The following is a 10,538-nucleotide window of genomic DNA, read 5'->3' on the forward strand; positions in this document are numbered from 1 at the left end:
GGGGGGCGGGGATCGGGGGCATGCGGGTCTCCTGGGCTTATCGTCGTTGTATTCGGCCGTCTATCTTTGTCAAAATTGCCAAAGTGCAGCCATGCACGGTATCGTAATTGGCAAATCCCCCAGGAAAGCTGGCGTCCCGCGCCAAAGCCTTTTGCGTCATACGCACAAATGAAAACCGTCAAATTCGCCGAGAGCCTGTCCATCTTCGTCGACGTCGCCCGCGCCCAGAGCTTTTCCGAAGTGGCCCGCCGCCGCGGCATGGTGGCCTCGTCCGTGGCGCGGCAGATCGGCGCGCTGGAGTCCGAACTCAAGGTGCCGCTGTTCGTGCGCTCCACCCGCGCCCTGATGCCCACCGAGGCCGGCGAGGTGCTCTACGAGCGCGCCGTGAAGATCCTGCACGACATGACCGAGGCGCGGTCCGAAGTCATCTCACTGGAGCAGACCGTGCAAGGCCTGCTGCGGGTCAGTTGCCTGCCCGCGTTCGCGCGGCGCTACGTGGTGCCCATGCTGCAACAGCTGGGCGAGCGCCATCCGCAACTGCAGGTGGAACTGGAACTGACCGAGCGGGTGGTGGATCCGGTGGTCGAACGCATGGACGTGGTGGTACGGGTGGGGCAGCAGCCCGACAGCAGCCTGATCGGGCAGCGCATCGGCAGCCACCGCTACCTGATCTGCGCTGCGCCCTCATACCTGGAGCGCCATGGCGTGCCGCGCACGCTGGCGGACCTGTCGCGCCATCGCCTCATCGACCGGCGCCACAGCACCAGCGTGCGCGGCTGGCGTGAACTGGGCGATGGACAGTGGGCGCAGGACGCCAGATTCGTCCTGGAATGCGACGACTGCGACGCGCGCCGGTTCGCGGCGCTGGAAGGGCTGGGCATCGCGCTCATGCCCAACTGGTCCGCGGGCGCGGACATCGGCGCCGGCCGCCTGGTGCAGATGACGTTGCAGGACGCCAGCCCGCCGCCGGAAAGCGGTATCTATCTGCTGCGCGCCATGCCGCGCGCCAATGCGCGCATCCGCGCTTTCACCGAGCAGTTGCGGCGGCAGATCGGTACGCCTTCCGTGTGGGACGCGGCTATCGAAACTGCGCGCGCGGCCTGACGATCCTGGCGCCGGGCTGCGCGGCTGCCGTTGGCGGCTGCGTGGCCCGCTGGCGCGGCGCTTTACTTGGCGTCGTGGAAGATGATGCCCAGCGTGTGCCGCTCACCCTTGCGCAGCCGGCTCACGCCGTGCCGCAGATGGGCGCGGTAGTAGCCGCGCCCCGAACGCACCGGCCTGTGGTTGACGGCTAGCACCACGGCATCGCCTTGCCGCAGCGGCACCACGTCGGCCCGGCCGGCCTGCTTGGGATTGCTCTCGGCCAACAGCAGTTCGCCGCCCTCGAAGTCGCGCCCGGGCTCGTCCAGCAGGAAGATGACCTGGAACGGAAAGACGTGATCGCCGTACAGGTCCTGGTGCAGGCAGCAGTAATCGTTCGCCCGATACCGCAGCAGCAGCGGCGTGGGCCGCCGTTGGCCCGCCGCATGGCAGATGCCGCGGAACTCGTCGTGGGTCGCCGGAAAACGCTCCTCGATCCGCATGGTGGCATGCCAGCGGTTGGCGATCGGCGCCAGGCGAGGATAGAGCGATTGCCGCAAGCCTTCGACCGCGTCGGGCAGCGGATAGCTGAAGTACTTGTACTCGCCCCGGCCGAAGGCATAGCGTTCCATCACGATGCGGCTGCGAAAGCGCGCTTCGTCGGCGTAGCTGCCCGCGAGTTCCTTGCACTGGGCGGAGGTCAGCAGTGCAGGCAGCACGGCGTAGCCGTCGCGTCCGAGCGCGTCTTCGACGGCATGCCAGTCCGCCGCGGCAATCCGGGTTTCATGCGACTCGCGTGGCAGGGTCGATGTGGGCATGGCGCTGGTCGGCATTACGGTGCATCGTGAAAAAACAGTTCCAGGCCGATGCGCTCGCCCTCGCGCACACGGCTGACGGCATGCTTGAGATTGACGCGGTAGTAGCCCTTGGAACCCGGGAAGGGGCGTTCCGCCGTGGCGATGATGGCGGCGTCGCCGAACTTGAGCGGCGCCACCAGCGGACGCGACTGCATGCGCGGACGCTGCTCCGTCATCACGAATTCGCCGCCCTGAAAACCATCGGCGGGTTCGGACAGCAGCGCGATCACCTGCATGGGGAAGACCTGCTCGCCGTCATTCCGCTGATGCAGTGCTACATAGTCGTCGACGCCGAGCCGGTTCAAGTGGGAGAGCGCCCTGGCCTGGCCCGCGCTCCGGTTGCGCGCCAGGAATTCCGCCAGCTCGGCGGGATAGCGAGGACTCGCGGCCATGAGCTCGTTCCAGCGATTGGCATGGCCGGTCAGCCGGCGGTACAGCGTTGCGCGCAACTGCTCCAGCGGCGCCGGCATGCCGGCGTCGAAGTAGTACAGCTCGCCGCGCCCCAGCCCGCTGGATTCCAGGCTTACCCGCCTGGCTTGCGGCGCGTCGATCTGCCGCGCCAGGCTGCGCGCCAGCTCGGTGTCCAGCAATCCGGGCAGCACGGCATAGCCTTCGGCATTGAGCTGCGATCCGATGTCCGCCCAATCCAGGCGCTCCAGGCGGGTCTCGAGGGCGGTCATGCCGCTGTCATGCATAAGGTTCTCATCAGGGTTTGGTTCGTGTGGAAGCGAGCATGCCGTCATGTCGCGTCATGGAAGATGAGGCCCACGGTGTGGCGTTGGCCGCTGCGCACGCGGCTTACGCCATGCCGCATGGCGACCTTGCGCGGGCCGCGCGCTCCCGCCGCGGGCCGTTGATTGACGGTGAACACCACGGCGTCGCCCTGGCTCAGCGCCACGACATCGGCGCGCTGGCCTCTGCCCGCGAGCTCCGTCATGACGAATTCGCCGCCAGTGAAATCCTTGCCAGGCTCAGACAACAGGATGGCGACCTGCAGCGGAAACACATGCTCGCCATAGAGATCCTGGTGCAGGCAGTTGTAGTCGCCCGCGCCATACTGGAGCATCAGGGGCGTGGGGCGGGCCTGGCCCGCCCGGTGGCAACGTTGCAGGAAGGCGTCCAGTTCGGGCGGGTACTGCGTATCCGCGCGCAGTTGTTGATTCCAGCGGTTGGCTATCGGCGCGAGCCGGGCATAGAGCGCATGGCGCAGGCGGTCGAGCAGCGGCGGCAAGGGATACGCGAAGTACTTGTACTCGCCGCGTCCGAATCCATGGCGCGCCATGACGATGCGCGACCGGAAGCGCGCTTCGTCCGGGTACAGGGCGGCGAGCCCGCGGCATTGCGCGGGGGGCACCAGCGCGGGCAGGACGGCGTTGCCGTGGGCAGCAAGCGCGTGCTCCACGTCATTCCAGTCATAGTTGCCGGCTTCGTTCATGTTCCCGTCCCTCGCTTACCGCAGCGCGCATGCCTGGCCCTCCTGATGATTGCAGGCAAGCCCAGTATAGAAATCCAGCGATTTCTTGAAACTCCGTTTGTTGCGCTTGGGCTTTCCAAAAGAAAAACGCCGCGGATGCGGCGTTTTTCAGGCGGGCGGCAACGGTCGCGGCTTACAGGCGCGAGTACGCCTGTTCCAGCTCGCGGTGCAGCGTATCGGCGAAGTCCTCGCGCGCGGGATCCAGCTGCGACAGCAGGCGGGCCAGCACCACGTTGTCTTCCTCGCCGTTCCAGATCTTGATGTAGGTGCCTTCCTTGTAGCCATGCTGCTGGCGGAAGATGTTCAGCACGTTCTTGGACACGTATTGCGTGTAGGCGTCGTTCCAGCTCATCTCGCAGGACGTCATGGTCTGTTCCAGCACCTTGAAGCTGGCGCGGCCGCACACGGCCAGGCCGCCGATCAGTTCCAGCAGCTCGGGCACGTTCAATTGGTCCAGCGCATGGGTCTTGCCGTCCAGCGCGACCGAGGCCGGGCCGGACAGGTCGGCGACCAGCGCGCCGGAGGCGGCGGCGATGTCGCCGCGGGCCTGCACGATGGTGTGCGACAGGTAGAAGTGCAGGATGTCCACCAGCTCCATCTGCACCTGCGGCAGGTCGATGGTCTGCTTCTTCCACCACTTCCAGCCGTAGTGTTCCAGCGCTTCCGCGGATTCGACGAAGGCGGCGCGCAGGAAGCGGGCTCCGCCGTTGACCCAATCCGGATTGATCATGCTGTTCAAGTGGCCCTGCAGCTTCAGCATCGTGGCCGCCTGGGCCTGGTTCAATCCGACTACGTTATTCACTTTCACTCCGTGGTTCATGGGTCTTTCGACAGCGGCGGAAATGTTAGCACCATTGCCCGCGGGCTCAGGCGTTGCCATCCTTGCGGTACGACGAGCGCTTGAGCGGGGGCAGGGCTGCCTTGTTGCGCGGATTGCGCGCGCTGCGGCCGGCCTTGAACAGCATGATGGCAAAGAACGCCAGGAAGATGGCGGGCATGGCTTCATCCAGGTTGAAGCCGGGGCCGCGCAAGGCGCCGACGATGATGCGCACCGCGGCCCAGCCCGCCAGAATGCCGCCCACGGTCAGGATGATGCCGATCTTGCGCTGGGTGGCGTGGCGGGCCATCGACGCCGCGGCGGTGTCCTCCTGCCCTGGAACCGTGGGAGCCTGCCAGGGCTGTTGGGATGGCGGCGCGGAATTGCCCCAGGGCGCGCTGGACAGATTGTCGGAACGGGTGGCAGGCGCGGGTGGCGGCGGGGACACGGGGGAGGCCGCCGGCCGGGAGCCTGAGCGCTTGTCCGGAACCTGGCCGGGCGTTACGCCGCCGGCACGCGTCAGGTTCTCGATATAGCGCGCGAAGTCGCCATTCCTGGGCTCCCCATCTATGGCCATTACCCCTCTCCGGTTCAGTTGCCGCGGCGTTGGCGCGCCGGGACCCGGCGCTTGCGCAGCATGGCTATCAACAGCCCGCATCCTAGCAGCACCGAGAGTCCCGCGCCGATCATCATGGCAATCTGTTGCGCATTGTCCGCCGTGCCCAGGCTGCGCGCCGTGATGTAGCCGGGCGCCAGCATCAACGGCATCCAGAGAATGGCGGAAGTGACATTGGCCAGCTGGAAGCGGCTGTGCCCCATGCCCATCACGCCGGCGACGGTGGGGATGGTGGAGCGGATCGGCCCCAGGAAGCGGCCGATCAGCACGGAGGCGAAGCCGTAGCGGTAGAAGAACAGGCGGGCGCGCGCCACGCCGCTGCGCTGCTGCTTCAGCGGCCAGCGGCGCAGGACGCCGGGGCCGGCCCAGCGGCCCAGCCAGTAGGACAGGGCGTCGCCCACGATGGCGCCGGCGATGCCCCAGGCGATGATGCTCCAGGGGTTCAGGGTGCCGGCGCCGATCAGGCCGCCGGTCAGCAGCATCAGGGCCGTGGCCGGGATGAACAGGCCTAGCAGCACCATCGATTCGCCCAGGGTGAGCAGGAAGGTGATCGGGCCCGCCCAGGCCTGGTTGGCCTCGATGAACAAGGCGATCTGGTCGACGTATTGGTCCATAGATACAAAGTTGAAATTTAGCTGAACGCAATCGGGTATGTTAACGCCTGCGGAACCGGCGGTGCGCCGTATAGTCCGTCTGGATGAAGCTAATTGTTGGAGAGTTATGGATTCGGTTACGCAAGCCGTACTGGGCGCGGGCATACAGGGGGCCCTGCTGGGGCGGGTACAGGGCAGGCGGGCGCTGATCTACGGCGCCGCGCTGGCTACGGTGCCGGACCTGGACGTCCTGATGAGCTACCCGGACCCGGTGTCGCTCATGACCTACCACCGCGGTTTCTCGCATTCGCTCTTCGTCCTGACCGGCCTGGCGGCTTTCCTGGCCTGGCTGATCCGCAAATACTGGCCGCAGGCGCCGTACAGCGGACGCCGGCTGTTCCTGACCTTGTGGCTGGTGCTGGTGACCCATCCGGTGCTGGACGCCTTCACGGTCTACGGGACGCAGCTATTCTGGCCGCTGGCGCTCATCCCCGAAAGCTGGGCGGCCGTGTTCATCATCGATCCGGTCTATACCGTGCCGTTGCTGCTGGCGGTGCTGTTCGCCATCGGCTTCGGCATGACGCGCACGGCGCGCAGGCTGCTGGCCGCGGCGCTGGTCTTCAGCACGGCTTATCTGGGATTCGGGCTGGCCGGCCGTATCGCGGCGGAGGATCGCGTGCGCGCAGCGATGCAGGGGCAGGGCATCGCCGTCAGCGAATTGCGCGCCGTGCCCATGCCTTTCAACACGCTGGTGTGGCGCGTCATCGCCAAGACGCCCGATGGTCACTACTACGAATCGGTCAGCAGCCTGTTCGACCGGGACGCGCCGGAATGGCTGCGCCAACCGCTCAATCTGGACGTGGCGCAGGCGCTGGCGGACGCGCCGCTGCACCAGCGCCTGCGCTGGTTCACGGACGACTGGCTGCGTTACGACATCATCGGCAATGCCTTGGTCGTGACGGACCTGCGCATGGGCATGGCGGGTCATTACACCTTCCGCTTCAAGATGGCGGAGCGCGCCGCGGACGGCAGCTGGCAGACGGTGACCCCTTCCCTCTGGCCCAGCGAGCGCGGCGGTTGGAGCGAGCTGAAGCTGGTGCTGGCCCGCATCCTGCACGCGCAGCCGGCCTTGCCGCTGGCGCAGTGGTCGGAGTTGTCGACGCGATAGGCTGGGACGCGGACTATGCGATGACCGGCGGCCGCGATAGCGGCGCGCAGGCCTGCTCGTAGGCCTCGGCCGCCAGCAGCAGCTGCAGGTCCCCGTGGTAGGGGGCAACCAATTGCAAACCCACCGGCAGGCCATCCTGGCCCAGTCCGCAAGGCACGCTGACGGCGGGGTGGCCGGTGAGATTGAACAGCATGGTCCACGGATACCAATGGGCGCGGATGTCGCCGTACGAGCGGCCGTCGATGTCCATGGTGTCGAATATGTCCGTGCCCAGCGGCAAGGCGGTGCGCGACATGGTCGGCATGGCGAGCAGGTCGGCCCGGTCGAACAGCGCCTGTACCTTGCGGTAGAGCGCGGTGCGCGCAAACATGGCTTCCTGGTATTGCTGGGCGCTGAACGCTGCGGCCGTGGCGATTTGCCGCCGGAATGTGGCGCTGTAAGCGTCGGGTTCGCGCTCGATCAGGGGCAGGAAGCGGGTGCGCCACACGGTGTGGTTGATGACGCGCCAGATCGGCTCGACATCGAAACCGGCGCCGTCGAATGGCTCGACTTCCGCTCCCAGGTCGGCCAGGCGCGCCAGCGCCGCCTCGAACGCGCGCCGTACGTCGGCAGCCACGGGGCGGTCGGGAGGCGCGGCGCAGTAGCGTATGCGCTTGCCGCGTAGCGTCTCGGAGATGGCAGCAGCGCCGGCATAGTCGGCCTTGGGTACGCCCAGGGACCAGGGATCGCAGTCATGCGGGCCGGCCATGGCCGCCATCATCAAGCGTGTATCGGCCACTGTGCGCGTGGTCGGCGTCACGTAGGTCTGGTTGCCGATGGCATCCTGCGCCTGGCTGTGCGGGATCGCGCCCAGGCTTTGCTTGAATCCCACGACGCCGTTGCATGCTGCGGGAATGCGGGTGGAGCCGCCGCCATCGCTGGCCACCGCCAGCGCCGTGATGCCGGCGGCCGTTGCCGCCGCGGCGCCGCCGCTCGAACCGCCGCAGGTGCGTTCCAGGTTCCAGGCGTTGCGGGTATGGCCGAATAGCGGGGAATCCGTCATGGATTTGGATCCGAACTCTGGCGTCGTGGTCTTGCCGATCAGGATGGCGCCTTGCTGGCGCAGCCGTGCCACGGCCACGGCGTCTTCGGCCGGCACGTTCGCGCTGAACGGCACTGCGCCGAAGGTGGTCCTCACGCCCGCGGTATTGACCAAGTCCTTCACCGTGTAGGGCAGGCCATGCAAGATTCCCGGCGCATCTCCGCGCATCAGCGCGGCTTCGGCAAGCCTGGCCTCGGCGATGGCCTGGTCGGCGCACAAGGTGATGAAACAGTTCAGGACGGGCTGCAGGCGCTCGGCCCGGTCCAGAGAGGCGCGCACCAGCTCGACCGGGGACACCGCCTTGGTTCGGATCAGGCGCGCGGCCTCGATCGCGCTCAACTCGCAAAGAGAATCGCTCATCGAATCCACGTTCCGCCTACTCGTCGAAGGAAATGCCGGCGGCCTTGACGATGGGGGCCCAGTGCGCGCGCTCCACGCCGATGCGGCGCTTGGCGGCCTGCGCGTCCTGGGGTTCGACCAGGAAGCCCGCGGTCTGCAGCTTTTGCACCAGCGCCGGCCGCTTGCCGGCCGCGACGAACGCCTGTTCCAGCTGGGCGACGGTGGCGTCCGGCGTGGCGGCGGGCGCGTACACGCCATACCAGCTGGCGGCATGCTGGTATTGCGGGTAGCCCTGTTCCAGCAGCGTCGGCACATCGGGCAGCGTGGGCAGGCGGCGGCTGCCAGCCACGCCCAGGAATTTCACCTTGCCGGCGTTATACAGCGGCAGCATGCTGGCGACGGCGTCCCAGCCCATCGATACCTCGCCGCCAGCCACGTCCACCAGCATGGGCGCGGCGCCGCGGTAGAGCACCGGTACGACCTCCAAACCGTTCTGGCCGCCCATTTCTATTGTTCCCAGTTGGCCGGGGCTGCCTTGCGTCGCCAGGCCCAGGGTCGCCTTTGAACGCGCCTGTTTGGCCCATTGCACGTATTCGGCCATGTTGCCGTAGGGCTGGGCAGCGCCCGTGACGGCGCCGGTAGGCACGTCTGCCACGAGGGCGACAGGGCGCAAATCATGATCCGGGTCGTATCCCAGCTTCTTGTAGGTCAGCGGAAAGATCACGAACATCGGCGACGAGCCGAGGTACAGGGTAAGCCCGTCCGCCTTGGCGCGTTTCACCACGTCGAAACCCAGCCGTCCCGATGCGCCAGGACGATTCTCGACGATGACATTGGCGTACCCCGCCGCCTGCAATTGTTCGGCATAGGCGCGGGCCACGGCGTCGGCAGCGCCGCCCGCGGCATAGCCGACCACCAGGCGCACCAACTTGTCGTCGCCGGCGGGTTGCTGGGCCATGGCGCCGGGTTGCAGGCATGCCGTGGTCACGGCGGCAAGGATGAAGGCGAGAAGTCGGGGGCGAACTGGCAAGGAGGTCTCCTGTTTGCGCTGTATGGCTCCTGCGGCATTGACGGCCGCGGAGCGGCTCATGGCCACGCGCTATGGCGTTATGATCGGCTCGCTTGGGTTTACCGTATAGTGAATTATTCGACTAAGGTATTGAGAAAATGGTCAAGCTGCCGTCCATCGAATCGCTGGCTTTGCGCCTGAAGCTGCGGCATCTGCAGATTGCGTTGGCATTGCGCGACGCGGCCTCGGCCAAGGAGGTGGCAGCCGCCGCCAACGTGAGCGAATCGGCCGTATCGAAGACCCTGGCCGAACTGGAATCGCAACTGGGATTCAGGCTGTTTGAAGGCATCGGCAATGCCAAGCGTCCGACGGAAATGGGCCGCCAGGTCTTGCCCATGATGGAGGCCGTGGTGGCGCAGGCGCGCGGGCTGGCCCAAACCGTCATGGACGTGCGCGGTGGGCACCAAGGCGAGCTGCGGATCGGCGTGGCCACGGACATGGGCAAACTGAGCCTGGCGCCGTTGATCCATGGCTTCAACCAGGCGCAGCCGGGCGTCGTCCTCGACGTGCAGGCCGGCGGATATCGCGCCATGGCGGACCTGCTGCTGGACGACAAGCTGGATGCGCTGGTGTGCTACGACGCGCCCGAGCTGATCGCCCCCGGCCGGGGCCGCTTGCGGCTGGTGGCGCCGCAGCCCTTGGTGGTTGTCGCCAATGCGCGGCTATCGCCGCTGGCGGCGCGGCGGCGCCTCACGCTGAAGGATCTGCACGCCCAGCCCTGGTGCAAGCCGCGTCCGGGGACGATGATGCATGACAAACTGACGGCGCTGTTTCTGCGGGTCGAGCTGGGCCTGCCGCCGCGTGGCATCCAGGTGAGCGACCTGCTGCTTACTGACGAGTTCATCCGCAGCACGGATTATCTGGTCATGCTGCCGCTAGCGGCGGCGCAACGTCTGACCCGCGCAGCCGAGGCCGTGATCCTGCCGGTCGACCTGCACGAACACAACCCGCCCACCATCATCGCTTGGCAGCGTGCCGCCGAACGGCATCCCCCGCTCCATCGATTTCTGCAATTCTGCGGTGCGCCGCAGGACGGAAAGACAATCGAGTAGAGGTTCCATCCCTCAACTTGCTGATCCAGCAGGCTTCTGCTCCCGGCAACCCCGGGGGCTTTTTCATGGCGTTTTCGTATTGACCGCCCTCCAGGCCCTGCATTATTCTTGTTCAACTTACAGGAACATAAGTTCCGATTTATGGAACAAGCATGAGTATTCTCGATGGCGTCCAGCGCGTGCTGGGGCTGTACGCGGAAGGCGCGTCGGAGCTGAGCTTCACCGAAGTGGCGGCGCGCCTGTCCATGCCCAAGAGCAGCGCGTCGCGCCTGCTCAACCAAATGCAGCACTACGGGCTGCTCGACCAGGACGCCGCCACGCGCCGCTACCGCGCCGGGACCATGCTGGCCCAGGCCGTGCGCGCCGGCATGGCGGCGACGCCGCTGGACGAC

12 protein-coding genes are annotated in these 10,538 nt (G+C 66.9%); 4 read left to right on the forward strand and 8 right to left on the reverse strand.

Annotated features, from left to right (window positions below):
• Positions 1-168 precede the first annotated feature (168 nt).
• Complete coding sequence (locus VIR09_RS07785) at positions 169-1,104, forward strand: LysR family transcriptional regulator (RefSeq protein WP_332012357.1); 936 nt, start codon at positions 169-171, stop codon at positions 1,102-1,104.
• A gap of 62 nt (positions 1,105-1,166) precedes the next feature.
• On the opposite strand, the gene VIR09_RS07790 is transcribed toward VIR09_RS07785, so the two are convergent.
• From VIR09_RS07790 to VIR09_RS07815, 6 genes are all read right to left on the reverse strand, one after another.
• Complete coding sequence (locus VIR09_RS07790) at positions 1,167-1,898, reverse strand: 2OG-Fe(II) oxygenase (RefSeq protein ID WP_332012359.1); 732 nt, start codon at positions 1,896-1,898, stop codon at positions 1,167-1,169.
• Positions 1,899-1,912: 14 nt separating this feature from the next.
• Positions 1,913-2,617 (reverse strand): 2OG-Fe(II) oxygenase, encoded by a 705-nt coding sequence (locus VIR09_RS07795; RefSeq protein WP_332012360.1) that lies wholly within the window; start codon positions 2,615-2,617, stop codon positions 1,913-1,915.
• 59 nt (positions 2,618-2,676) lie between these two features.
• Positions 2,677-3,372: a 2OG-Fe(II) oxygenase gene (locus tag VIR09_RS07800; RefSeq protein ID WP_332012361.1), complete on the reverse strand. Its 696-nt coding sequence runs from the start codon at positions 3,370-3,372 to the stop codon at positions 2,677-2,679.
• Positions 3,373-3,544: 172 nt separating this feature from the next.
• Positions 3,545-4,231 (reverse strand): dUTPase, encoded by a 687-nt coding sequence (locus VIR09_RS07805; RefSeq protein WP_332012362.1) that lies wholly within the window; start codon positions 4,229-4,231, stop codon positions 3,545-3,547.
• 46 nt (positions 4,232-4,277) lie between these two features.
• Positions 4,278-4,805 carry a hypothetical protein gene (locus VIR09_RS07810; RefSeq protein WP_332012363.1) on the reverse strand — a complete coding sequence of 176 codons (528 nt, stop codon included), beginning with the start codon at positions 4,803-4,805 and terminating at the stop codon, positions 4,278-4,280.
• Between the two features lie 14 nt (positions 4,806-4,819).
• Positions 4,820-5,458, reverse strand: coding sequence for a DedA family protein (locus VIR09_RS07815; protein WP_207464546.1), 639 nt, complete (start codon positions 5,456-5,458; stop codon positions 4,820-4,822).
• A gap of 106 nt (positions 5,459-5,564) precedes the next feature.
• Between VIR09_RS07815 and VIR09_RS07820 the strand changes: the two genes are divergently transcribed.
• Positions 5,565-6,605, forward strand: coding sequence for a metal-dependent hydrolase (locus tag VIR09_RS07820; RefSeq protein WP_332012364.1), 1,041 nt, complete (start codon positions 5,565-5,567; stop codon positions 6,603-6,605).
• A 13-nt stretch (positions 6,606-6,618) separates the two neighbouring features.
• Here the strand turns inward: VIR09_RS07820 and VIR09_RS07825 are convergent, their stop codons facing one another.
• Positions 6,619-8,046, reverse strand: a complete 1,428-nt coding sequence (locus VIR09_RS07825) for an amidase (protein WP_332012365.1) — start codon at positions 8,044-8,046, stop codon at positions 6,619-6,621.
• A 16-nt stretch (positions 8,047-8,062) separates the two neighbouring features.
• Positions 8,063-9,055: a tripartite tricarboxylate transporter substrate binding protein gene (locus VIR09_RS07830; RefSeq protein ID WP_332012366.1), complete on the reverse strand. Its 993-nt coding sequence runs from the start codon at positions 9,053-9,055 to the stop codon at positions 8,063-8,065.
• A gap of 137 nt (positions 9,056-9,192) precedes the next feature.
• On the opposite strand from VIR09_RS07830, the gene VIR09_RS07835 reads away from it, so the two are divergent.
• Together VIR09_RS07835 and VIR09_RS07840 are read left to right on the forward strand one after the other, a co-directional pair.
• On the forward strand, positions 9,193-10,146 hold the full coding sequence (locus VIR09_RS07835; RefSeq protein ID WP_332012367.1) for a LysR family transcriptional regulator: 954 nt from the start codon (positions 9,193-9,195) through the stop codon (positions 10,144-10,146).
• Positions 10,147-10,298: 152 nt separating this feature from the next.
• On the forward strand, positions 10,299-10,538 hold a 240-nt coding region (locus VIR09_RS07840; protein ID WP_332012368.1), incomplete at its 3' end, for a helix-turn-helix domain-containing protein.

Source organism: Achromobacter sp., assembly GCF_036567245.1.
Taxonomy (GTDB): Bacteria; Pseudomonadota; Gammaproteobacteria; order Burkholderiales; family Burkholderiaceae_B; genus Achromobacter.